Here is a 25309-nt window from a genome sequence, read left to right as displayed (position 1 = left end):
CAACCCAGAGTAACGCGCACCAAACAAAAACCGCTGTATGAGCGTATTGAGTAGGTTAGTCGATGAAGATACTGGCAGTTGATGACGATCCGCTAATCATCCACATGTTGGACGGCACCCTGAGCAGTCTCGGGTATACCGATGTGGATTTCGCGCTTGGTGCAGAAGAAGCGCTTGAGATGATGTCCGCCGCGACCACACCCTATGAGTGCTTCCTTCTCGACATCCAGATGCCGCAGGTCACCGGGATCGAGCTGTGCCGGACGATCCGGTCGTCGCGCCAATACTCCAACACTCCGATCATGATGCTGACGGCAATGAAGGAGAAGGTCTATATCGATGAAGCCTTCGCCGCCGGTGCCACCGATTACCTGACCAAGCCGTTCGACGTGTGCGAACTCGGCGCGCGACTGCGGGTCGCCTTTACACTGCGCACCGAAGCCCTGCGGCGCCAGGAGTCGGAACGTACCGCCCATTCCCTGATGGTCCAGGTCGAAGAGAACCGCCGCTTCGATCTTGACGAGGCGGTGACGATTGCGGGCATTCCGCGGGTTCTGAATGCGCTCGCGCTTGAAAATTATATGTTGCAGCTGTCGCGCGGGACACGATTCCGTTTTGCCGCGATCGGCGTGGCGATCGAGAACGTCTCGGCCCTTTATGCCCACAACAGCCCGACGGAATTCTATGACCTTCTGACCGAAGTCGCAGATGCGCTGTTCGAGGCAACCCGCGGCACCGAGACGATGATTTCCTATCTCGGAAGCGGCATCTTCGTCCTGGTGGTTCCGCGTGTGAACAACCTGGATTCAGAAGCCATCCGCGATCAGGTGAATGCCGACCTTCAAGAGGTTTTGGAATTTGACGACCAAAGTGCAGGCGGCATCACGATCCGCACCGGAGAACAGGTAAACTCTTCGTTCTTTGGCAGCGATCCCGTTCGGCTTGTTCAGCGCGCGACCGAAGCCCTTGTCGCGCCCTCAGCTCAAATGCGGTCGAAATCCTGGATTGACCTGAGAGCCGGTTGACGTCATTGATTTGAACATGATGACACAAGATATCCCGCCCGAGATTGCAAAGGCGCTTGCAGAGGTGCGCCGCAGTTTTTCCGGCGATCTGGTCTATGTGATCAATGAAATTGAAGAAGCGAAGAAGCTTCTTGGCAGTTCGGCGACGCTGCGGGCGGGGCTGGACAAAATTGCTTTCGAAATCCACAAGATCAGCGGCGTTGCTGGCGGCATTGGCTTTGGTGAGCTGGGCGATGCTGCGGGTGATCTGGACATGCGCGTGAAGGGATTGCTGCGTGCAGGGGATCCGATCAGTCTGCCCAGTGATCTGGAGGACGAGATCGAGACTGTCCTGGACATGATGGAAGATCTGATCGAATTCTGATCGGATATTCAGGCGGGCACAACCGCCATTCCTAGCTCGCCCTAGCCGGCGGTTTGCTGACACTTATTCCAGATTTCGGCCACTTGCGAAGGCAACTCAATGGGGTTGAACGGCTTTACAATAACATCCGCCGCCCCGAGTTCCCGTAGCTTGTCATAGTCCGATTGCGCCGCCCGAGCGGTCAGGAAAACCGCCGGGATCTCCCAATAACCGGGAATCTTGCGCAGCTCCTTCAAGGTCGTTTCACCATTCATTCCCGGCATCATGAGATCCAGCAGAATGATGTCCGGCGTCAAGTCGGGGGCCGCCGCAAGCGCAGCTTCTCCGCTTTCGAATTGATAAAGCTCGTATCCACCCACGCTGACCAAGGAAATCTTCGCCAGATCGCGAATGTCGGCGTTGTCTTCAACATGCAAAATCGTTTTAAGCAATTGCTTGTCCTCCAAGCTGAGTTTCGCGTCACTCTCTATCGTTTACTTCACCATTTCCGTCCCGCGCCGTGTCCCAGCGTGGCAGGGTGAACTTGAACACGGTTCCCACGCCCATTTCGCTGCTCACCGAGATAGAACCGCCATGCAATTTGACCAGTTCGTGGGTGATCGCCAGCCCTAGCCCCAGGCCTGTGCTATTGCGCTCTTGGGACGTGTCGGCCTGCACAAACCGTTCAAAAATATTCGGCAGTGCTTCTTGCGGGATACCTGTTCCGGTGTCTTTGACCTCAAACTGGATCATGTCCCCCACCGGCCGAGACTTGACCGAGATTTCCCCGGATTCGGTAAATTTAAGCGCGTTGCCAACCAGGTTAATCAGGATCTGCCGGAACCGCAGTTCATCGCACCAAAGCGGGGCGTCGTCGACATTCTCGGTAATCGTCACCTTGCTGTCGGGATGCAGCGACTTCAGCTCGCTCAACACGCTTTCAACCACGGGAACCGGCTGAACCTTGGCCCGTTCAATGCGCATCGTGTCGGCCTCGATCTTGGACAGGTCGAGGATATCCACGATCAGTTGCATCAGTTGATTGCCGGAACTGCCAATGCGCTCGGCCAGCCTGACCACTTCGTCCCTGAATGCGCCGGCCTTTGTTTCAAGGTCTTCCGATGCAACTGCGCTGACCTCAGCCTCAAGCTCGCGGTAGGCCGGTAAAAACTCTGGTTTGGTGAGGAAGGCATTGTAGCCCAGCATCACCGTCAAAGGTGTCCGCAATTCGTGGCTGACCGAGTTCAGGAAGTCGGTCTTGGACTGATCCGCTTCCTGCGCCGCGCGCATGGAGGAATAGATCCAAGTTACATTGGACGAAACACCGCGATACCCTTGGAATTCGCCGTCCGAACCGAACTTGGGCCGTCCCGAAGTGCTCATCCAGATCGGTGCGCCGCTGCCATCGGTGAACTTGGTGATGTAATTTGAAAAGCCGCGCCGCTGAGACAGTGCACTGCGGACCCGGTCACGTTCGTCGCGTGCTTCACCCTTGGCTCCGACGTCGAACAGATCGCTGCGGCGCTTGCCGAACAAGGTTTCGACCGGAATGCCCGTCGACCGAGAGAACCCCTCGGAGATAAAGACGATCCTGTCGTCGGCATCGACTTCCCAGAACCACTCTGCCGACAGGTCCGACAAATCGCGGAACCGTTCCTGCAATTCGTCTCGCTCGGCAAGCGCCTCGGTCAGTTCGGCATTTGCTTTTGTCAGCGCCTCTTCCTGCCGCTTGAGGTCCGTCACGTCGACGCGGAAGGAGGCCATCCCCCCTTCGCTGGTACGGCGGTTTTCACCGCGCAGGTGCAGGTTTTCAGCGGTGGTTTCTTCTATGGCCCCGGACTGGGCAAAGAACATGTCCATCCGTTCCTTGAGCCACTCTTCCTCGCGGCCAATGGCATCGGGATACTGCCCTTTGCTGATCCCCTTCCGAAGCAGGTCTTCAAGTTTCTCGCCTGGCTGCACATAGCCGCTGCTGCGAGGATACATCGCGCGCGCGGCGGAGTTTATCATCAGCAGGCGGAAATCGGCGTCATACAGCCAGAAGCCAAATGGCAGCGCTTCAATGGCATCCTTGAACCGGCGCTCGGCCAGTTCCGCCCGCTCACGGCTTTGCACCAACTCGGTGTTGTCGGTCCAGATCCCGGCGCGGCCGCCATCGGGGGTGCGTGTTTCGATCACGCGAAGATGCCTGCCGTCACTCAGCGCCTGAGCAATTGCGCCATCGGCCTGCTTGTGTTGCAACAGTCGGGTCTCAAGCCATTCTTGTTCCCGTCCCTTGGCTTCCTGGTAAAGCCCCTTGGTCAACCCGTATTCGAGAATTTCCCGAAACGTCGCCCCTTCTACAATCGCTGAAGACGCACCCTTGTAGATTTCGCGGAACTTTTCATTAAACAGGACCAGCCGGTCTTCGGAATCAAACAGGGCAAACCCGTCCGGCAGCGCCGCAACCGCATTTGAAAGCCGCCGTGCCATCATCTGATTGCGCAGCCGCAGAGTCATGATCGAGTGATAGACGCCGCAGGCCAGAAGCCCGGCAACCAGCCAGAATGACATGATATTGCGGGCATGGGGCGAAATCGTCGCCCAACCACCGATAGGCAACGCTGCAACTTGCCAGGTTTCGGAAAGCGCTTGCAGTTCAATCTGAATGGCGTCCGTGCCAAAAAGCGCTTGGTCTCCGTAGATGTCCTGCCCCGTTGTCACGTCAGACGGCTTGCGGCGGATGGCAAAGTCGAAGCGTTTGGCGAAGGCGTCCATGCCCGCCTGCTGGTAAAACTGTTCGGCCGACATCACCACCGATACCACCCCACGGAAAAGCGGCGGTTGATCGTCGCCCGAGTACACCAGGATTGGCTCTCGGATCACATAGCCGTCATATCCCTGAAGCAGTCGCGTCGGGCCATCCAGTATGACCTGTTGCTCCCGCTTCGCGCGTTCGACTGCGGCGACCTGTGCCGGAACTTCGGCCAGACTGCGCCCAAGAACCCCGGCGTTTTCCTCGAGAGGATGAACATGGGTCAGCGTCAGATCACGCACAATCGCAATATTCACGACGGCATCGTCAGAATGCAGAATCCGCGCTGCCTGGATGCTGAAATCTTCCTGGCTGATATCCGAGTTCAGTTCGATCGCACCCGCCAGCCCGCGTGCCGCCAGCTGTTTTCGGGTCAGGTTCACCGATACGTGGTCAGCAAATGGCACAACCTGGTCAAAGACTTCGCTGCGCTGAGTGCTGAGGTAATCTCTAAAACTCAGACGCTCCGTGACCAGCCCGACCGACGCGAAGGTCACGAGAACCAGTAGATATCCAAAGGCAAACGTCTTTCCGATCTGCACCCGCTGTCACCTGCTCAACTTATACGCACATCCTTGCACAAAACTTCCACCCGGGGAACCCATCTCTTGCCCGCACTTTCAGAACCGTGTTCCGGGTGCGGGTCGCTGGACCTGCAACCGGCGCGTTCAGTGACGGTCAAAGTTGGACATGGGATCATTTGGCTGGAAGTCTGCTCGGTGCCTGCACGTGTTATTGCCTCACCAATACCACGCGTATCGGCAAGGTCAAATCCAAGAGGTCACGCCAACGCCTTATGTCCTGACAGGAGCGACGGCCCCTGGATTGATCTTGGGATCAATCCTCCGACAGAAGGGCTGTCTCGGCATTCGGCGGTTGGCCCGTCTACCCTCGGTCGATGTTCACGAGGTCGCTGGTCACCTGGTCCATACGGGTCACGCCCGACAGGGCCATCGCAACCGTGGCCTCTCGTTTGAAGGCCGACAGCAGGTCGACGACCCCTTGTTCGCCTCGGGCAGCAACGGCAAAGGCCCAGGGACGGCCGATCATAACCCCGCTTGCGCCCTGTGACCGGGCGCGGAACACGTCAAGGCCGCTGCGCACGCCACCGTCCATGATGATTTCGGCCCGATCCGCCAACTTCTCGACCACCGCGGGCAGCGCCGAGATGCTGGAGGCGACCCCATCCAGCTGGCGACCGCCGTGGTTCGACACGACAACCCCATCGGCCCCCGCGTTGACGGCGCTTTCGGCATCTTCCGGGGTCAGAACGCCCTTGATGATCAGCTTGCCCTTCCAGATGTCGCGCAGCCACTCGATGTCTTTCCAGGTGACCGAAGCGTCGAACTGGCTTTCCACCCATTCGCGGTATTCCGCGACATTTGTCGCGGCGGGCACATAGGTCGACAGGTTGCCAAACAGATGCGGCTTGCCCTTGATCCCGACGTCCACAAGCCAGCTCGGATGGCTGAGGTAGGACAGCAGCCCCGACCGAAGCCGGCCCCAGGCGTTGGCGCCCCCGGCAATGCCGTTGCGCGTATCGCGATACCGTTCCCCGACAACCGCAAGGTCGACGGTGAACACCAGGGTGCGCACGCCGACGCCCCAGGCCCGCTCCAGAATTTCTTTCACCACCTCGCGGTCGCGCAGCATGTAAAGCTGGAACCAGAACGGAATGTCAGAGACACCGGCCACTTCTTCCAGCGAACAGATCGACACGGTGGACAGGGTGAATGGAACGCCTGCGCGATCTGCGGCGCGCTTGGCCTGAACCTCGGCCCGGCGCGCGAACATACCGCACATGCCGACCGGCGCCAGCGCCACAGGAAGCGCGGCCGGGGTATCGGCGATGGTTGTCGACGTATCCACACCCGAAACATCGCACATGACCGTCTGGCGCGGCGATAGGCGCTGAAAGTCGCTGACATTCCGGCGCAGGGTGACCTCGCCATAGGCGCCGCCGTCGATGTAGTCGAACAGGAAGCGGGGCAGCTTTCGTTCAGCGATCCGGCGGTAGTCTTCGGTCGTGACGGGAACAAGGTTCATCGTTGGCATTTCGCGTTACTTTCTGGATCGCTAAGGGGTTACCGCTGCGGCATCGGAACCGGGTTGAGTGGCTGCCCCTTCGTCAGGAAGGCGGCCACGTTGCCGACGAAGCACTGGACCATATCGGTCCGGCATGCGCCCGTGGCGCTGCCGATATGCGGCGTCAGAACCACATCGTTGCGGGCCAGAAGCTCGGGCCGGACCGAGGGTTCCCCGTCAAATACATCGAGACCGGCACCGGCCAGATGTCCGCTTTCCAGCGCGTTGCACAGAGCGATTTCATCGACGATCCCGCCACGCGCGGCGTTGATCAGGACACTTCCCTTTTTCATCGCCGCCAGCGCATCGGCGTCGATCAGGTTGCGGGTCGCTGGCGTCAGAACCGTGTGAATCGAAACGATATCCGCCTGCGCCAGCATGTCATGCAGGTTTTCGACATAGCGCGCGCCGATCTCTTGTTCCGCATCCGTCATCTGGGCCAGGTCGGTATAGATGATCTCCATCCCGAACCCCTTGGCGCGGCGGGCCACAGCACGGGAAATCGCACCGAACCCGACCAGACCCAACGTCTGCCCGTGCACTCGCACACCCAGCGGCGGCGCGGATTGCGCATCCTTCCACTGCCCTTCGCGCAGGAAACGCTCGCCTTCTCCTACCCGGCGACAGGCCGCCAGGATCAGGGCAAAGGCGAGGTCGGCGGTGTCTTCGGTCACCGTCGGCGTGTTCGAGACCGTGATACCCCGATCGGCGGCAGCCTCAAGGTCGACATTGTCGAAACCGACACCGATGTTGGCGATCAGCTTGACACTGTCGGGCAGCGCTTCGATGGCCGCACGGTCCACCGGATCAAGCGCGGTGCTGCCATAGATACGGGTGCCGGCAGACACCTCGGACGCGGCGGCGACAGGTTGAAAGCGAAGTGTATCCTCACCCAAGGGAATCTCGGGCAAGGGAAGCGGACGGGAAAGGGCGACGACGTGGTCCATGTCGGGTCTCCTGATTATCCTTCGGCGGAAAGGCGTTCGAGGCGGGCAAGGCGTTCGGTATCGCGCGCGCCCCCCTTGTCGGCAGAAGCCGCAATCAACCCATAGACACGCAGCGAGGTCGACACATCGCGCACACGCGACGTGGGGCGCCATGCCTTGTCGCCACGGGCGTTCATCTCGGCGCGGCGGCGGTCCAGTTCCTCTTGCGGCACATCAAGGGTGACGCTGCGGTTGGGAATGTCGAACTCGATCGGGTCGCCATCCTGCACCAGTGCGATCACACCGCCCGCGGCGGCCTCGGGCGAAACGTGTCCGACCGACAGGCCAGAGGTCGCGCCAGAGAAACGGCCGTCCGTGATCAGAGCAGCCTTGTCGCCCAGCCCGCGGGCCTTGAGCAAACCGGTCGGCGTCAGCATCTCACGCATACCCGGCCCGCCGCGCGGACCTTCGTAGCGGATCACGACGACGTGGCCTTCCTTCACGGTGCCGTCCTGGATCTTCTCCAGCGCCTCTTCCATGCTCTCGCTGACAATTGCGGTGCCTCGGAATTTCCACAGCACATCCGGCACACCCGCCGATTTCACCACGCAGCTGTCCGGTGCAAGGTTGCCACGCAGAACCGCCAGACCGCCGTCCTTGGTAAAGGCGTGTTCGGCGCTGCGGATCACGCCGTTCTCTCGGTCTGTATCCAGCGATTTGAACCGGCTCGACTGAGAAAACGCCTTGATCGAGCGGATGCCGCCGGGACCGGCCGAAAACAGCTCTTGCGCCTCGGCGTTGCCGGGGTTGGTGATGTCCCAGTCGCCGCAATATTCCGCGACCGGCTTGCCCAGCGCGGTCGGGTTGTTGCCATTGAACAGCCCCGCTTTCAGCAATTCGCTGGCCACGGCCATCACGCCCCCGGCGCGATGCATGTCTTCGATAAATACCTCATGCGCGGACGGCGAGACCTTGCACAGGCACGGCGTTGTCCGGCTGATCCGGTCGAAATCGTCGATGGTGAATTCGACGCCGGATTCCTGAGCCACGGCCAGAAGGTGCAGGATCGTGTTGGTCGATCCGCCAATGGCCATGGTCATGCGCACGGCATTCTCCAGCCCCTCGCGCGAACAGATCGAGCGCGGCAGCACGCTGTCGTCACCGTCACGGTAATAGGCATAGGACATCTCGACGATGCGATGCGCGGCCTTCCTGAACAGGTCTTCGCGGTCGGTATGCGTGGCGACGATCGTGCCGTTCCCCGGCAACGCCATGCCCAGTGCCTCGGTCAGGCAGTTCATCGAGTTCGCGGTCCCCATCAACGCGCAGGACCCGCAGGTCGGACAGGCGTTTTCTTCAACGGCATCGATCTCTTCCTGGGTCGCATCCGCGGCGCCCGCGACATAGATCGTGTCGATGGCATCGATCTTCATGTGCTTGCCGCGATAGTCGAACTTGCCCGACTCCATCGGCCCACCCGAAACAAAGATCGTCGGAATGTTCAGACGGTTGGCGGCCATCAGCATGGCCGGGGTGATCTTGTCACAGTTGGACAGGCAGATCAGCGCGTCGATGGCGTGGGCGTTGGCCATGTATTCCACCGCGTCCGCGATAATCTCACGGCTTGGCAGGGAATACATCATCCCCTCGTGACCCATGGCGATACCGTCATCCACGGCAATCGTGTTGAATTCCTTGGGGACCCCGCCGGCCTTGCGGATTTCGCGGGCCACCAGTCGACCCAGCGCCTGAAGGTGGACATGCCCCGGCACCATTTCGGTGAACGAGTTGGCAATGCCGATGATCGGTCGGCCGAACTCTTCCGGCAGCGTTCCCGTTGCACGCATCAGGGCGCGCACGCCGGTGTTCATGTGTCCAACGGTAACCTTGTCTGATCTCAGCTTCATGGCAGCAATTCCTTATGCATTTTCCGACATCCGCCGCTGCGCGAGCAACTGGGCGGCAGCGTCGGTTGTCATGTTGTCTTGGGTGGCAATCGCAAAGATTGCGGCAAGCGTTTCGCCAATGCCGTCGATCTTGGCATCGCGTTCTTCAGGAGTGATCAGCCCGGCATCCTTGCAGCCGTCAATGGCGCCTCCGGCACTGACCACATAGTCAGGGGCCCACAGGATCCCGCGCGCAGTCAAAAGATCGGCGCAGTCCGGGGTGGCCAGTTGATTGTTGGCACAGCCACAGATCGCTTGGGCCTGGATCGTGGGGATGGTCTCGGGCGACAGCACCGCGCCCATGGCGTTGGGCGACAAGAGATCGACATCGGCGGTCAGGATGTCCTCGGTCGAAACCACGGTAGCGCCTGCCGCACGCGCATTTGCCAGCGCGGCCTGATCGATATCGGCAACCAGAACGGTGGCGCCGTCCCGGATCAGCATTTTGACCAGTTCGCCACCGACACCACCGGCGCCCTGCACCGCGACGCGCAGCCCATCGAACCCCTCGCGGTCAAAGGCGGCCTGCACGGTCGCTTTCATTGCCGCCATACAACCCAGCGCCGTCGGCAGCGCGGTTGACCCCGACTGGTCGGCGCGCCCGGTGACGTAACGCGTGCTGCGGGCCAACTCGGTCATGTCCTCGGCGTTGGTCCCGACATCAGGCCCGCCCACATAAAGCCCGTTCAGACCTTCGATATAGCGCCCATAGGCCGCCAGAAGCGCGGGTGTCTTGAGCTGTGCAGGATCGCCGATGATCACCGATTTGCCACCGCCAACGGGAATCCCGGCCAGCGCAAACTTCTGACTCATCGCCTTGGACAGGCGCAGCACGTCGGTCAGCGCCTCGTCATCGCTTGCATATGGCCGAAAGCGGATCCCACCGCCCGACATGCCGTTCACAGTCCGATGCACGGCATGGACCGCGCGCAGCCCGGTGTCGGCATCCGTGACATGCGTGATACGCAAATGGCCGTCATATTCGATATGGTCGAACACGCTCATGCGACCTGCGCCTCGGGCGATTGAATGGCGGTTTTCAGCTCTTCCCGGCGTTTTGCGGCGGCCTCGGCGTGACGTTCACGCACATGGCCATAGCCGCGGATATGCTCTGGGAGGTCGAGAAGTTCCGTGAGTGTGGTGGCCGTTGTGTCGGTCCAGTTTTCCAGAGCAAAGTCGATATCGGCCTCATATTCGGCCAAAAGTTTGCGGGCGAGTTTTGCCTCGGCATTGTTGCGGAAGGGATCAAGAACCGTGCCGCGCAGTTTGCGGAACCGGTTCATCAAGCCAAAGAACCGCATCGCCGTCTTGCCCTTGACCGCCCCCTTGACCGCCTTGCCGGTCTTGGGATCGGTGCCGCCATAGGGCCACGCACCGAAATAGAAGGTCAGGTCCATGTCCCCTTCGAAGCTTTCTTCCAGCTGTTTCTTGAACTCAGGCCGGGTGTAGAGGCGCGCGACCTCCCACTCGTCCTTGACCGCCATGAGCTTGTAATACCCTTTGGCGACGGCCCGCTGTGCGGCCTCGTCCAATCCGGCGGCTTTCACGCGCGCCAGCATGTCCGTGTAGCGCTTCGCGAACCCGGCGTCCTTGTAGGCGGTCAGTTGCTCAACCCGGATCGCGATCACCTCGTCCAGCGGCGTCTCGCGGCGCGCATCCAGAAGGATGGGCGCATCGTCACCGGCCAGCTTCGCCGCCGCCTCCGGGTCGGCCATGGCCAGACGGCCAAGGTCAAATGCGCGCTTGTTCTTTTCAACCGCAACACCGTTCAGTTCGATCGCACGGTGAATGGCGTCCATCGACAGCGGAATACCCCCCTGCTGCCAAGCCGCGCCCATCAGAAGCATGTTGGCAAAGACCCGGTCGCCCATGATCTTTTCCGCCAGGTGCTGGGCATCCATGCCTCGTGCCGCGTCGCCAAGAACGCGGTCCAGACGCTCAAGCTGCTCGTCGCCGTTCAACTGCCAATCCGGGTTTTTCGAAAACTCGGACGTGGGCACGACGGTTGTGTCGGTTACCGCAACCGATTTTCCCGGAGTCAGCTTCGACAGTGCCTCGTCGCCCGCGGCAACAACAAGGTCGCAGCCAATCAGCGCGTCCGCCTCGCCCGCTGCGATACGCGTGGCGCGCATGTCTTCCGGCGACAGGGCAATCTTGATGTGGCTATGCACCGCACCGTATTTCTGCGCCAGCCCGGTAATGTCGAGGTTCGAGGAATAGTAGCCATCGGCATGGGCGGCCACGGCCAGCGTCTGACCAACAGTCACGACCCCTGCCCCACCGATCCCGGAAACCAGAACCGACCATGAACCGTCGATGGGACGGGCGGACGGCATTGGCAGATGGCTGACGTCGATCGCGGCATCCGATGCCTTGGCCTTGCGCGGCTGCGCGCCGCTCACGGTCACGAAGGACGGGCAGAAGCCTTCGACACAGGAAAAGTCCTTGTTGCACGAGGATTGGTTGATCTGGCGCTTGCGGCCGAACTCGGTTTCCAGCGGTTCGATCGCCATACATGCCGACACGGTCGAACAATCGCCGCAGCCTTCGCAGACGGCGGGGTTGATGAAGGCGCGCTTGTCCGGGTCGACCCACTTGCCGCGCTTGCGCAGACGGCGGCGCTCGGTGGCGCAGGGCTGGTCATAGATCAGCACGGTCACGCCGGGCTTCTCGCGCAGTTCCTTCTGGACCAGTTCCAGCTCGGTGCGCGGATGCAGGGTTACGCCGCCGCTGATGAACGGCTTGCCCGCGAACTTGTCGGTCTCGTCGGTGACAAGCGCAATGCGCTCGACACCCTCGGCCTTCAACTGCTCGACCATCTGTTCCGGGCTGATCTCGCCGTCATGCGGCTGGCCGCCGGTCATCGAAACAAACCCGTTGTGCAACAGCTTGTAGGTCATCGGCGCACCGGCAGCGATGGCGGCGCGGATGGCCATCAGGCCGGAGTGGAAATAGGTGCCGTCGCCCATGTTGGCAAAGACGTGTTTTTCGTCCGTGAAGGGGAACTGGCCCAGCCACATGCCGCCTTCGCCGCCCATATGCGAGACCGAGTTGGTCTTCATCGGGTCGCGCAGCATCGCCATTGTGTGACACCCGATCCCGGCCAGCGCGCGGCTGCCATCGATCACTTGAGTCGAACGGCCATGCGGGCAGCCCGCGCAGAAGGACGGCAGACGCACCGCACCGCCACCCAGCGCCGGCGGCTGCTCGGGCGGGTTGGGCAGGGACAGTCCGGCATCGGCGTCGGTTTCGTTTGCAACCCGCACCAGAACCTGCGTGATCTGGTTCGGGTTGATCTCGCCATGGCCCGGAAAAGCACATTCCGCCGAGTCCGAGGCATAGGCCTGCCCTGCAAAGGTCTTGCCCACGATGCGCGGCGCAAGATCCGAGCCATAGAGGATCGCCCGGATCTGATCTTCGAGAAGCGGGCGCTTTTCCTCGACCACGATCACCGTGTCCAGACCCTTGGCGAATTCGCGGATCGCTTCGTCATCCAGCGGCCAGACCATGCCGACCTTCAACAGGCGCGTGGGCAGATTGCCCAGCTTGCCATCCTGATAGCCCAACCCGGCCAGAGACTGGTTCAAGTCCTGCCAGGACTTGCCCGCTGCGATAATGCCGATGCGGGCGTTGTCCGCACCGCTTTGCTGGTTCAGGTGGTTTGCGCGGGCATAGGCCAGCACTTTCTTCAGCTTCACATCCCACAGCAGGCGTTCCTGCTCGGGGATCGGCGTAAAGGGTTTGATGGCCGTTTCCGCCGGGTTACCCTCGGGAATGACGATTGCGGGGCTGTCGGGCGCGACATAGACAGAGCCGCCGCCTTCGACCACGTCCGTGACCAGCTTCATCCCCACCAGCGTACCGCTGAATCGGCTCATCGCGATACCGTGAAGACCGAAATCGAGGACATCCTGCGCATTGGCCGGCGCCAGAAGCGGCGCCCCGAGCGAGGCAAAGCTCAGGTCCGAATAGCAGGCCAGGGTCGAGGATTTCGCGCCGTGGTCATCCCCCACCAGCAACAGCGTGCCGCCCTTGGGGTTGGTCCCGGCAAGGTTGGCATGCCGGATCGGGTCCATCGAGCGGTCAAGCCCAGGTGCCTTGCCATACCAGATCGAGAAAACCCCATCGACCTTCGCACCGGGAAACAGGCCGACCAGCTGACTGCCCCAGGTCGCGGTGGCGGCCATGTCCTCGTTCAATCCGGGCTGGAAGACGATGTTGTTTTCCTTCAGCGCGGCCTCGGCCTGCCACAGGCTCATGTCATAGGTGCCGACGGGCGAGCCGCGATAGCCCGAGATGTAACCCCCGGTGTTCAGCCCCGCCGCCGCATCGCGCTTGCGCTGCTGAATCGGCAGACGCACCAAGGCTTGCATGCCGGTCATGTAGACCCAGCCCTCTTCCTGCGTCAGGCGGTCCTCCAGCGTCATTTCAAGGCGTTTGGTCGGTACGTGCTGGGTCATCGTTAAATCTCCTGGCAAATCAGTTCAGGCAAGCAGGTCACTGGTGGCAATCGGGCGCAGATATCGGGTCAACTGCATGTTGGGGGTGGTCGAGAAATAGGCGATCACAAGATCGCGGTCGGCCGAGACATAAAGCCCCTGATCCATGAAACCGCCCTTGTAGAAATCGCCGTCGGGCCAGATGCAGTCCCATTGCCGGGCATTGCCCAGCATGGTGTCGTCCCCAAGGCGATCGACGAAGACCGGCCCGTCATACCCGTTCATGAAAAAGGCTTTGTCACGCACGCCGCCGCGAATGCGGGCGATTACGTCGTCGCTGACGACTTGCTGTATGGAGATGCGCGACCAACTGGGCGTATAAAGCATCCCGAACCGCGCCATGTCCCGCAGAGTCGTGGAAACGACCCCATGTGCCAGCGCGACACCATCGGGCGTCAGATGAGCCTGAAACGGACCGTCAGCGCGCAGATGGGACCAGACGTTCCGGCGGAACTGTTCAGCCCAGGGCAGTCCCGCGACTGTTTCGGCGAGGAACACAAGAACTTGCGTGCAGGGCGAACCATATTCGAATTTCTCGCCCGGCGTCCCGACGCGGCGGCTGGATTGCAGCACCTCAAGAAGGGTTTCGACCTTGCCGTTCACGGGATGTCCGAATTCGGCAAGAAACGCCCGGATCGCGTTTGAAGTCGGATCCGCGCGCGTGGCCTCGTTTTCCTCACAATCCATGCCCGGGGTCATGTCCATGACTTGCCGGACGGTGACATCATGCCATTCGGTGTCGCGCAGCGCGGGAATGTAATCGCCGATCAGACCGTCATCATCGATCAACCCGGCGTCGATCAGATACTCGATCATCAAACCTGCTGTCGGCTTTGCACAAGATGCCCAGAGATGCGGTTGGTCGGCGCGCAGGTCTGGATAGCTTTCGACGACGATCTTGCCCGACTTGACTACAATAATCCCGCGCGCGCCACTTTGCGGATGCTCGAGAAAATCCTTCAGGGAGAGCGTGCCAAGGTCGGTTTCCGCCTCGATTTCCATCACCGCGTCATTGGGCGCGTCTTCTAACCCACCGGGCGCGTGCGGCGAATGCACCAGCGCCGTCGGCATGGTCTCCGAGATATGCGTACACCACCAATGCGCAACCTCGCCGCATTCCAGCAGTTTCGGCACAGAAACCTGGGCACGCATTCTGTATCTGTGATCGGCAGAACGATCGGGCATGGTTTCCTCCTGCTATTGCGCCAGCGTGTTTTTGTGAATCGCACCGTTTTTCATGATCAGGTGCAGTGTTTCCGCCGGTCGGGTAACAACGTCGATATCGTCAAGGGGATTGCCGTCGATCAGCAAAAGGTCCGCAAACGCGCCTTCTTCGATCACGCCAAGCTTGCCCTTGTAGGGATTGCGCGGGCCGCTCATCGCCAGCAACTCGCCGGAAAGCGCGGTCGCCTGCCGCATCACCTCAAACGGGGTGAACCATTTGGTGCGGAACTTGAACTCGTCATTGACGCGGGCCAGCAATTCGGGATCGGTGATGATGTCCGAGCCAAATGCGATCTTCTCAAAACCGATTTTCCGCGCGGTCGTCATCATGTTGTCGATGCCATCATAGGCTTCGTCATGCTTGGCTTTCTGATCCTCGGTATATCCAAGGGGATGCTTGGTATAGACAATCACCTGCGGCGAGAGCCAGATACCCTGATCCATCATCATCCGCAGCGTCTGTTCAGTGGCAAGGTTGGCATGCTCGACGCATTGCACCCCATTCTCCACCGCGCGGCGGATGCCCTCATCGTGGTAGGCGTGAGTGCAAACATAGGTGCCCCAGTCCTTGGCGGCGGCAACGGCAGCCTGCACTTCACAAGGCAGGAATTGCGTCACATCCAGCGGGTCGGCATAGGACCCGGTGCCGCCCGTGGTGCAGATCTTGATCTGGCTTGCACCGCGCCGGAACGCCTCGCGCACCGCCACCAGCACACCGTCATGGCCATCGGCCACGGCAACCATGTGGTATTTCATCGGCACCGACGGTTCATTCAGGATCGCGGCGCATTTCTGGCAATCCTGGCGGTGATCCGAGTGACCGGATGTTTGCGAGATCATCGGCCCCGAGGGATAGATGCGCGGTCCCGCCAGAACCCCAGCGTCGATATTCTTTTTCAGGGAAAAGCAATTGCCGCCCACATCGCGGATCGTGGTAAAGCCGTTCATCAGGTAGGTTTCAGCCGCGGCGGTCGCCTTGTATGCCCAGTAAAACTCGTCCGAACCGAATGCTTCGGGAAAAGACATCTGGAACATCACGTGGGCGTGGGCGTCAATGAAGCCCGGGCTCATCACGCGACCGGCTGCGTCGATCACCTGCCAGCTGGCATCGGCATCGATGCCCTTTGCGATATTGGCAATACGGCCATCGGCCACCAGCACGTCATACCCGTCCAGCAGTGTGTCGGATGTGCCGGTAAAGACGCGCGCGTTACGAAACAGAACCGGCGTGCCGTCACGTTGCCCTAGGATCGGGCGCGGGTGTGTGCTTGTCTGTTCCATCATTACCTCACATTTCCGACTTCAAGGAGCAGCCGCCATGTTTCAGTCACTACTCGTTGTACGCGTCCTACCCGGTCAGGGACCGGCGGCCATGAAGACATTTCTCGACCGCGGCGTTCTCAGCGAATGCGCCGATGCGATTCCGGGGTTCATCGACGGCGAGTTGCGCGCCAGTGTCGAAGATCCCGACCGGGTTTGTGTCCTTGCCCGCTGGCGTGACGCGGAAAGCTATCACGCCTGGGGCACACATCCGGCGCGCGCCGCCCAGCTTGCCGACATCGGCCACCTTGTGGCTGAAATCGAGCTGGCCGAAGTCTTCGGCCCTGTCTTTCAGGGCTGAGACGGCGCGCGTCATTACAGCAGACCCAGCGACAGCCACGGGAACACGGTGATCAGGATCAGGCCCAGAACCATGACGGCGATATAGGGCAGAACCGACATCACCAGTTCGCCAAACTTCTGCTTGAACGTGACCATGGCCACCATGAGGTTCATGCCAACCGGTGGTGTCAGGTAGCCGATCTCAAGGTTCACGATCATGATGATCCCGAAATGCACCGGATGGAACCCATAGGCCTGTGCCACCGGCATCAGGATCGGCCCCAGGATCAGGATCGCCTCGTTGGTGGTCATGAAAGCACCGACGATCAGCAACAGAACGTTCACGATCAGGATAAAGGCGATTGGGTTGGTGATCCACATCTCGGCCAGTTCCACCATCTGCGCCGGTACACGGTATTCCGTCAGGATCAGGTTCAGCGACAGGGCCACAGCGATCAGCGGGAACAGCGCCCCACCCAGCTTGGCGGTTTCGGTGACCACGTTGAAATACCCTTTCAGGTTCATTTCGCGGTGGATGAAGAACTCGATGAACAGGGCATAGACCAGCGCCACGGCCGCACTTTCGGTGGGCGAGTAATAGCCTGAATAGATACCGCCCAGCAGGATCACAGGGAACAGCGCCGCCCAGATGCCTTCGCGCAGCGCCTCACGCAACTCGGTCCAGTCCATCTTCTGCGGCGGCTGGTTGCGGTTGGCCCAGATCGCATAGGCCGTCATCAGCCCGATCAGTACCAGCCCCGGCAAAATGCCAGCCAGGAACAGGTCGACAATCGACGTCTCGGTGACGAGACCATAGAGGATCAGCGGGATCGACGGCGGGATGATGATACCCAGCGTACCGCCCGAGACAACCGTGCCCAAGGCAAAGCGGTTGGTATAACCCGCTTCGCGCATGGCCGGATAAAGCACCGAGCCAACCGCGATCATGGTCACGATCGACGAGCCCGAGATGGCCGCGAACACCGCACAAGAGATAATCGCCGCAACACCCAGCCCGCCACGGGTCGGAGCAGTGATGGCGCGCACGATCCGCACAAGACGGCGGGCGGCGGTGCCTTCGGTCATGACCGCGCCGCACAAGAGGAACAAGGGCACCGACAGGATCAGTTCCTTGTTGAGCGAGGTCCACATGTCTTCGACGATGTAGTCGAGATAACCGTGGCCCCAGACAAGGTGAACGTAGGCGATCGAAGCGATCAGGATGACGGTCAGGGTCTGGCGCAGAACCAGCAGACCAAGAACAAGAGCGAGAAGTCCAAGGGCGCTCATTCTGGAATCTCCTCACGTGCGGGGGCGCTGCCCGGCCAGATTGTAAAAATGAAATAGCGGATGGCCGCTGACAGGAAGCCGATGGGAATGGCCGCCTGGATGATCCAGACCGGCGTATCCAGCCCCGGCATGACGGTGCCAATGTCGCGCGAGGCGCTGACAAAGACCCAACCGTAATAGGCGACAGCGGTGAAGACGAGGCCGCTCAGCAGATTGGACAGGCGATCGACATGCGGGCCCCAGCTTTCCGGCACCCATTTGAAGGCGATACGCGGCACGATCTGGGTGCCGGTGGCAACGCTGACCCCAAGACCGGCAAAAGCCCCGATCACCAGCAGGAACAACGAAACCTTACGGGCGCCATAGATACCCGTTGCCCCCATGTCAAAACCCAGTGCTGTTCCCACGGGACCAACGAATTCTCGACCAGCGACATCCGCAAATATCAGCGCACCGATCAGGGAAAAGGCAATTACGGCGATCCATCGCTCAAGGACATGCCATATCTTCAGAAGTGCCGAAACCGGCACGGGGACGGATTGATTTGTCATGGGATCCGCTTTCGGATTTGGGGGGATGCCGCCCCGACGGTATCGGGGCGGCGCCTTTTGGTTTCAGGCGGTTCGGCTCAACCTTTGCAGGCAGCTTTGCCGTCTTCCATCAGCTTCAGGATAGCCTTGCCATCGTCGCCGTGGTCGGCGGCCATGGCTTCCCACCACGGCGGAAGCTTGTCACGGAAGCTGGCGATCTGCGCGTCATCCAGAGTGACGATCTTGCCGCCCTGGGATTCGTGCAGTGCGCGCATCTTGTCCTCGAAGGCAAAGATTTCGTCCATGATCGCCTTGGACGAGAAGGCAGGGTCAGCAAACGCGCGTTTGATGGCCGCTTGATCTTCTTCGCTCAAGCCGTCCAAAACACGTTGGCTGACTGCCCACATGCCGGGGCCGTTGGCATAGTTATACTCGGTCACAACCGGGTAAATCTTGCTCAGGCCAGAGGGAATGTAGAAGGTATAGACCGTCGGATAGACGTCGATCAGGCCGGTCGATGCGGCCGAGGCAACCTCGCCCGGGCTCAGCGGAACGGGGTTGGCACCGAATACTTTCCAATGCTCGGTGTTGATCTTGTTGACCGACATCCCGACCTTCAGACCTTTCAGGTCTTCGGCGCTGGTGATTTCGCGGTCCGACATCACATAGCCGTTGCCGACTTCCGCCCATGCGCCAAAGTAAACGCCCTTGGGTGCCAGACGTGCGCGGATATCTTCGGTCAGGTGATTGTCCTGCACGCAGGCGCGCTGGTCGTTGTTGTCGAAATAGCCATAAAGTTGCATCAGGCCAACTTCAGGGGCTTGCTGGCCCGCGGCGCTGACCGTGAACAGACCCATTTCGATCCGGCCCCGCGCCAGCTGTGCCAGCGTGTCATTCTCGGTGCCGAGCTGCGAGTTGAAGTAGGGCTCAACCTTGAGGCGGCCGTCGCTTTCCTTGGCAATCAGTTCGGCCAGACGGTTCACCTGAACACCCCAGGGGGTTTGTTCCGGCGCTGCCGTGGCAAGCTTCAATACGGTTTCGGCATGTGCAGATGACGCGGTCGCAAGGGCCACAAGGCCGGCGATCGCAAGTGATTTGATGGTTTTCATTTTGCTCCTCCTTGCCGCGTCAGGTCTGGTCCGGACGTTGGCGATCCCCAGTATCGGAGAGAGACAACATTCATTCCAATACAATTTTTTAATAACAACATTCACTTGACGAATGTTATCAACAAAAACTAGCCTTCTCGGGAACTTGGGCGTCCCAGTGCGCGCGGTGACGCAACGTAAGATACGCAGAAAAGACATCGGAAACCGAACCCATGCAGAATTTGACCCAACTCCAACATTTCAAACTGGTCGCACAGGAGCGCAGCTTCGCCCGGGCTGCAGAGCTGGCCAATATCTCTCAACCCGCGCTAAGCAACTCGATTCGCAGCCTTGAAACTCGCTTGGGAATGACGCTGATTGAAAGGTCGGAACGCCCCGTCCGTCTGACCTCGGCGGGACGAAATATTTATGACCGGGTCGAGGCCGTCCTGTTCGAAGCGCGCAACCTGGACCAGACGATAGCCAACCTGGGCACAGGTCAGACCGGACATATTCGCGTCGGCATGACTGCGGTCTACTCCACCTCGCTGGCCGGGCCGATTATCGCAGAGTGGCACGATGCGCATCCCAACGTCAGGCTCGATCTGATCGTGGATGAGACGACGCATCTCGTCGCGGGCCTGCGTGACGAAACCTATGATCTGATTGTCGGTGACGCGCGGGATCTGCATTCGGATGTGGACGATCTGGACCTGACACAACTGCCACCGCAAACCAGCGGCGCGTTTTGCCGATCGGGGCATCCGGTCTTGAAGATAGTGAAGCCAAGGGTCTCTGACCTGTTGCGCTACAAACTCGCCGGAACCCATTTTCCAAAGGATTTGCTACGCGAATTCGCAAGCGCCCTGGGCGTCGAATTCGCCAATTCCCCGCCTTTGATTGCGATCAACAGCACCAATATCGCTGCGCTGCGCGATGCCGTGCTGGACAGTGACCTCGTTCTGATGACAACAACCGGAACCGTCCGAAATCAACTTGCCCTTGGCCTGTTTGAACAGGTCCCGATTGACCTGGGCATTTCGGGCAAGTGGATGATTGCGACAATGCGAAACCGGGTGCCCCACCCCAGCGTCCCCAAGCTGCACAACAAAATCCTGGAAGTCAGCCGGCGCGAGTATGAAAGAAGACTGCCCTCGCCCCCCGGCATCTTTGCTTCGCACTCCTGATAACGCCTTGATCCAATCAGGCGAGATGGCAGCACGTGGCCGCGCCCGGCTGCTGGTTTGAAAAGCGCAGAAAAGACGTCCCTGCGCTTCGGTGTGACGACGCTTTGTGGGACTGTTGCGTACCGGCTCTTCCCGGTTCACCACCCGCCGAAGGCAATGGCATTGCCTGTCGACCTTCAAGAATTCCTCGTCCAGGCACCAACACCATCGGCCCGATTTCATCACCCGTTTTCTGCGGCGACACTCCCCAAATCCTGGACTAATGGACACGCGCCGTTTCGCCCAAACGGTCAAAAAACTTGCGCCAAAGGTGATTGAGTGCTTGGCTAGCCAGATGTTCTTGTCGAGCTACCGTCAGTGCGCGACCGGATTCAGGTTACTTGTCATGTAACCGGACATACACGATTGAACCATGTCCCAATAGGAATCCGCCGTGCTTCCCTCAAAGGAGGCGTACTTGATGACTAAGTTTAGTGGGTTTCGTGAATTTGCAATTCTGAAAGGTTTTCCCGAAGGGCCAGTGGCGCTTGGCGATGGCAGTTTGCTTGTTGTGGATATCCGGAATGGCGACCTGGTTCATATCGTTGAGGGACAGGAACCGGAGGTAGTCGTGCATCTCGGGGATGGCCCGAATGGGGCCGCCGTCGGACCCGATGGCGCGCTTTATGTTTGCAACAATGGTGGTGTTTACAATTTTGTCGACGTTCACCCATCTGACCTCAATCCCAGGGCCAAGGCGCCGCAGTCGGGCGGGAAAGCGGCGTCGGACAAAAAAGAGCCGACGATCACGATCCCTGATCCGGCGGGCCCCTCAGCGAATTTTTCGGGCGGGTATATCCAACGCGTTTGCCTTCAGACATTCAAAGTCACGAAACTCTATGACAACGTCGGCCTTCTGACGCCGGATGACATCGTGTTCGACGAAACCGGCAAATTCTGGTTCACAGACACAGGCGTTCAGTATCCCGACAAGCTGATCAAGGGCGCAGTTTACCGCGCCTCGATCGATGGAACTTCAATTCAAAAGGTCGCGACCCCCACGACCCCACATGGCGAAGGATTTGAAACGCCCAACGGCATCGGCCTGTCGCCACCGGGCGAAAGTGACTTGCCCGATGGGGTCAAAACGGTGCTTTACGTCTCGGACACGGTGTCGGCCCGGCTATGGGCACTGGACCTTGATGAGAAGCTGACCCCGCTTGCCGGGGAACTTGCCGGGATGCCGGGGCGGGTTGTGGCAACGCTGCCGGGGTATCAGTGGCTCGACAGCCTCAAGGTTGCCGCCGACGGCAACATCGTGGTTGGCACGTTGATTAATGGCGGGCTTACGATCTTCGACCATACCTGCAAGACACCGCCGAAACATGTTCCTTTCGAGGACATGATGACCACGAACCTGTGCTTCGGTGGCCCGGATATGAAGGATGTCTGGGTGACCGCTTCGACCACAGGAAAAATCTTCAAGGGGCGCAGTGATACGCCGGGAGTTACCCTGCATTTCAATGATTTGGCCAGGCTGACGCTTGGAAGCCCGGTCAAACCGCAACTGGCGGAAACGCTGGTGAACCAACTTTATTCATCCGTTGGCCGCAAGCCCGAAGCGGGCGGAATGCGGCCAGTTCACGCCTTTGGTGTCTGCGCCACGGGCCATTTCACCCCGTCCAAAGTCGCCAGCCGGTATTGCCGGGCAGCACATTTCGATCTTGAGGCCCTGATCCAGAGGGCAAAACCCAGACCAGATCGCGAAAATCCGGCCGGGGAGCCCGACAAAAGACTGGGTGTCCCGGTCACGGTCCGTTTCTCGAACGGATCTGGCGCGGCGTCCCGGCGCGACGGCTGGTCTGACGTGCGCGGGATGGCGACCCGCTTTCACCTGCCAGATGGATCCGACACCGACTTGATCGCGATGACCCTGCGAGAGTTCTTCACGTCGACTCCCGAACAGTTCTATGACTTTGCGCTTGCGGCAGAGCCCAAGAAGTTCTCGATGGAAAGACCGCTGGCCAAGATCGGTGACTACCTGCGCCTGATGTTGCCGAGGCGTGACCCCTACCCCGGCGAGGTTTATCGCCCGGATGAAGGCGCAATGAAATACGCCAAGGAAAACCCGTTTGCGCGTCAGGCCGTGCTGGACGCCGCGTCGATTGGTGCGCCCAGTTCATACAACCGCGCGGCCTATTTTGCGGTGCATACTTTCATTGTGACCGGTGCGGGACAGGACGCCAACAAACGATATGTGCGATTTGAATGGCAGCCAGTGGACGGGGTCGCTCCGATTGACACAACCACGGCCGCCGATGCGAACAAGCTGACCGAGAACTATCTCAACGACGCGTTGAAAGAACGGCTTGAGCCGGGACCGACCAGGTTTCTTCTGATGATGACGATTGGCGAGGACGGCGACGACTTCAAGGACCCCGCGCGCGCTTGGCCACCGCATCGCCCGCGCGTAATCATGGGCACCTTGACGCTGGACAGGTTCATGGGTCAGGCGGCGGAGGACCTCAGCTTTAATCCGATGCTACTGACCGATGGCATTGACGCATCGGAAGACGAGGTTCTGCAAATCCGCAAGCTGGCCTATGAAAAATCCAGTGAATGGCGCGACGCCAAGCCCTGCCCATTCGCAAAGGAGAGCGCAAATGAGGGATAAACCCGGCTGGCTCGACCAATATGTCAATGACCTGCCCAAGAAGGGCTGGTTCCGGTTCTTGTCGCGCGTCATCGTCATTCCATACTGGAAATGGCGCGATCCCAAGCCCAAGCTTCCGGGCGGGCCGCGTGAGGCGACGCAACCAAGCGAGAACCTTCAACGTATGATGAACCTCATCATGCCGCTCAAGGACCCCTCTCCGCTTGGCCGCGCCGAGGTTGCACAGGCGATTGCGCAGAATGCCGATGAAATTTTCGCCGGTCTTGACAGTGTCGGCACGGTGCATTTCGCCCGGTTTCTGCTTGTTGGGAACAATTTGTGCATGATCTCGGCGTATGATGGTGATTTCAGCAACTACATCCGCGATTTCATTGTCGCGATCGGCAATGTTTTCGACGCGATCATGGATCATGTTGAAGGGGGCGAAGCGCTCAAGCCGACATCTGAAAATGCCGACAAATTCATTGACTGGGTCCATGCCCATGACCTTTTTCAGGTTCCGGATTTTCCCGGTGATCTGTTTGACCTTCAGGATCAGGCAAAAGGGATCGCACCGGGAACGGAACAGCATGATTTGCGCACCCTGCCGCGCGCCATGGTGCTGCAATTCACCGCTAACCCGAATGTCTCTCTTGGCGGGGGATACCGTGCCTATCCCGGTATCGCGGCGGCGCAAATTCGGCAGAAATTCGGAGAAGGCTGGTGAGCGAACACTTCGACCCTGACGAGCTTCAAGGCAATATCCTGCGCGGCTACAAGTTTGATCGCGTGCGGTACCTGATGCTTGAAATCATCGACCGGCGCAAAGCATGCGGTTTCCTGGCCCTCGCGGCCGAGGCGGGGAACGAGTTTGTTCCACGTATCACGCGCGAACGGCAATGGGCGCCCCCCGGCCCGGACCGTTGCTTCAACATCGGAATTACCTTTCAGGGGTTGCGGGCTCTGGGATTGACAGCCGCGGACCTTGCCCAGTTCCCAACGGATTTCCGCGAAGGCATGGCACATCGCGCCACCAAGATCGGGGATGTCGGGACAAGCGCGCCGACCCATTGGGATGCTCCGTTCAATCACCCAGAGCGCATTCACCTGGTCGCATCCATCTATTCCGATACCGAGATGGTTCTGGACGGGGTGCAAGTCCAGGTCAGTCATTTCTTCAACATACTTGGCACACGAGACGGGATCGCATTGCCCAATGACAAGGTGTTCTTCGGATACAGGGACAGCATCTCGCAACCCAAGATCGACGCGGTGCATGATCGGGACCAAAAAGACGTCTCGGAACCAAGCGACCCGCTGGGGACGCTTCTGCTGGGGCATCCCAGCCTGCACGACAGTGTCTGGTTTGGCGGGCGGCATCCCAGCGTTCTGTTGAAGAACGGCACCTTCGATGCGTTCCGCGTGCTTGAACAGGACTGCGCCGGTTTTGAGAGCTGGCTTTCGGCCTCTGCAAGGGTTCTTCTGGAAAACGACCTCGCCAAGGACTTGCTGGATCTCGATGATCCGTGGTGGGTGTCCGAGGGTCTGGATCTGCATGGGGCGCTGCGCGAATTGGTGGCAGCACAAATGTGCGGCCGCTGGCGCAAGGGCACACCTGTTGAAAGCTCACCGGAAAGCCCGAACCCGCCGCAGGGTGTCTCGCTTACGAATTTCGATTATAACGTCGTCTCGCGCTGCCCGGCCGGGGCGCATATGCGCCGGTGCAATCCGCGTGGTGGCCCCATTGTTCAGCGCATGGCCAACTACACGAGGCGCCTGGTGCGTCGGGGCATGCCCTATGGCCCCCCGTTTGACCCGAAGAACCCGGACACTGAAAAACGCGGACTCTTGGGGAACTTCATTGGCGCAAGCATCAGCGCGCAGTTCGAGGCGATCATGTCCGACTGGCTGAACCTGGGCTTGCAAGACCCCGAAATCACCGGTTCAAACGACCCGCTTCTGGGCGCCAATTGCCGCGACACGAGCTGGTTTGACATGAAATTGCGCGATGGCGGGCGTTTCCGCCTTCACGGTCTGCCGCGCTTTGTTCACCCTCGAGGGGGGGCTTATCTGTTTTTGCCAAGCCTGCCGGCCATTCGTAGCATGGCGGCACAGGGTCTATGATCCCCGCTGATACG

The 25309-nt window shown here is 60.0% G+C and carries 19 protein-coding genes; 7 read left to right on the top strand and 12 right to left on the bottom strand.

The window, feature by feature from the left end:
• Window positions 1–62: 62 nt before the first annotated feature.
• Window positions 63–1025 (top strand): response regulator transcription factor, encoded by a 963-nt coding sequence (locus tag JQ863_RS06315; protein ID WP_204113461.1) that lies wholly within the window; start codon window positions 63–65, stop codon window positions 1023–1025.
• Window positions 1026–1041: 16 nt separating this feature from the next.
• Entirely contained in the window at window positions 1042–1389 is a 348-nt protein-coding gene (locus tag JQ863_RS06310) for a zinc-binding metallopeptidase family protein (RefSeq protein WP_204113460.1), read from the top strand.
• 41 nt (window positions 1390–1430) lie between these two features.
• On the opposite strand, the gene JQ863_RS06305 is transcribed toward JQ863_RS06310, so the two are convergent.
• From JQ863_RS06305 to JQ863_RS06265, 9 genes are all read right to left on the bottom strand, one after another.
• Entirely contained in the window at window positions 1431–1820 is a 390-nt protein-coding gene (locus tag JQ863_RS06305) for a response regulator (RefSeq protein WP_204113459.1), read from the bottom strand.
• Between the two features lie 28 nt (window positions 1821–1848).
• Window positions 1849–4704 (bottom strand): PAS-domain containing protein, encoded by a 2856-nt coding sequence (locus JQ863_RS06300; RefSeq protein WP_204113458.1) that lies wholly within the window; start codon window positions 4702–4704, stop codon window positions 1849–1851.
• A gap of 343 nt (window positions 4705–5047) precedes the next feature.
• A complete protein-coding gene (locus JQ863_RS06295; protein ID WP_204113457.1) occupies window positions 5048–6208 on the bottom strand; it encodes an L-lactate dehydrogenase in 1161 nt (386 codons plus the stop codon).
• A 38-nt stretch (window positions 6209–6246) separates the two neighbouring features.
• Window positions 6247–7194, bottom strand: coding sequence for a 2-hydroxyacid dehydrogenase (locus tag JQ863_RS06290; RefSeq protein ID WP_204113456.1), 948 nt, complete (start codon window positions 7192–7194; stop codon window positions 6247–6249).
• Between the two features lie 14 nt (window positions 7195–7208).
• Window positions 7209–9080, bottom strand: coding sequence for a dihydroxy-acid dehydratase (gene ilvD / locus JQ863_RS06285; RefSeq protein WP_204113455.1), 1872 nt, complete (start codon window positions 9078–9080; stop codon window positions 7209–7211).
• Window positions 9081–9092: 12 nt separating this feature from the next.
• Window positions 9093–10124, bottom strand: a complete 1032-nt coding sequence (locus JQ863_RS06280; protein ID WP_204113454.1) for a Glu/Leu/Phe/Val dehydrogenase — start codon at window positions 10122–10124, stop codon at window positions 9093–9095.
• Window positions 10121–13579: an indolepyruvate ferredoxin oxidoreductase family protein gene (locus tag JQ863_RS06275; protein WP_204113453.1), complete on the bottom strand. Its 3459-nt coding sequence runs from the start codon at window positions 13577–13579 to the stop codon at window positions 10121–10123. Before JQ863_RS06275 ends, JQ863_RS06280 begins: the two co-directional genes overlap by 4 nt.
• A gap of 24 nt (window positions 13580–13603) precedes the next feature.
• Window positions 13604–14803, bottom strand: coding sequence for a serine hydrolase domain-containing protein (locus JQ863_RS06270; RefSeq protein ID WP_204113452.1), 1200 nt, complete (start codon window positions 14801–14803; stop codon window positions 13604–13606).
• Window positions 14804–14815: 12 nt separating this feature from the next.
• Entirely contained in the window at window positions 14816–16123 is a 1308-nt protein-coding gene (locus JQ863_RS06265; protein WP_204113451.1) for a metal-dependent hydrolase family protein, read from the bottom strand.
• 91 nt (window positions 16124–16214) lie between these two features.
• On the opposite strand from JQ863_RS06265, the gene JQ863_RS06260 reads away from it, so the two are divergent.
• Window positions 16215–16463 (top strand): antibiotic biosynthesis monooxygenase family protein, encoded by a 249-nt coding sequence (locus JQ863_RS06260; protein WP_204113450.1) that lies wholly within the window; start codon window positions 16215–16217, stop codon window positions 16461–16463.
• Between the two features lie 14 nt (window positions 16464–16477).
• On the opposite strand, the gene JQ863_RS06255 is transcribed toward JQ863_RS06260, so the two are convergent.
• From JQ863_RS06255 to JQ863_RS06245, 3 genes are all read right to left on the bottom strand, one after another.
• Window positions 16478–17734: a TRAP transporter large permease gene (locus JQ863_RS06255; protein ID WP_204113449.1), complete on the bottom strand. Its 1257-nt coding sequence runs from the start codon at window positions 17732–17734 to the stop codon at window positions 16478–16480.
• Window positions 17731–18285, bottom strand: a complete 555-nt coding sequence (locus tag JQ863_RS06250) for a TRAP transporter small permease (RefSeq protein WP_204113448.1) — start codon at window positions 18283–18285, stop codon at window positions 17731–17733. The genes JQ863_RS06255 and JQ863_RS06250 overlap by 4 nt, the downstream gene beginning before the upstream one ends.
• A gap of 77 nt (window positions 18286–18362) precedes the next feature.
• A complete protein-coding gene (locus JQ863_RS06245; RefSeq protein WP_204113447.1) occupies window positions 18363–19373 on the bottom strand; it encodes a TRAP transporter substrate-binding protein in 1011 nt (336 codons plus the stop codon).
• 212 nt (window positions 19374–19585) lie between these two features.
• On the opposite strand from JQ863_RS06245, the gene JQ863_RS06240 reads away from it, so the two are divergent.
• The 4 genes from JQ863_RS06240 to JQ863_RS06225 all read left to right on the top strand — a co-directional run bounded on the left by JQ863_RS06240 (window position 19586) and on the right by JQ863_RS06225 (window position 25295).
• Window positions 19586–20539, top strand: coding sequence for a LysR family transcriptional regulator (locus JQ863_RS06240; protein ID WP_204113446.1), 954 nt, complete (start codon window positions 19586–19588; stop codon window positions 20537–20539).
• Between the two features lie 460 nt (window positions 20540–20999).
• Window positions 21000–23192: an SMP-30/gluconolactonase/LRE family protein gene (locus JQ863_RS06235; RefSeq protein WP_204113445.1), complete on the top strand. Its 2193-nt coding sequence runs from the start codon at window positions 21000–21002 to the stop codon at window positions 23190–23192.
• The gene (locus tag JQ863_RS06230) at window positions 23182–23898 is read left to right on the top strand and encodes a hypothetical protein (protein WP_204113444.1); all 717 of its coding nucleotides are present in this window, start codon (window positions 23182–23184) and stop codon (window positions 23896–23898) included. Before JQ863_RS06235 ends, JQ863_RS06230 begins: the two co-directional genes overlap by 11 nt.
• The gene (locus JQ863_RS06225) at window positions 23895–25295 is read left to right on the top strand and encodes a Dyp-type peroxidase (protein ID WP_204113443.1); all 1401 of its coding nucleotides are present in this window, start codon (window positions 23895–23897) and stop codon (window positions 25293–25295) included. Before JQ863_RS06230 ends, JQ863_RS06225 begins: the two co-directional genes overlap by 4 nt.
• Window positions 25296–25309 lie beyond the last annotated feature (14 nt).

This window comes from Shimia biformata, assembly GCF_016888515.1.
Lineage (GTDB): Bacteria > Pseudomonadota > Alphaproteobacteria > Rhodobacterales > Rhodobacteraceae > Shimia_A > Shimia_A biformata.
Note: the sequence above shows the minus strand (reverse complement) of the source record. Positions and strands in the feature narration are given on the sequence as shown.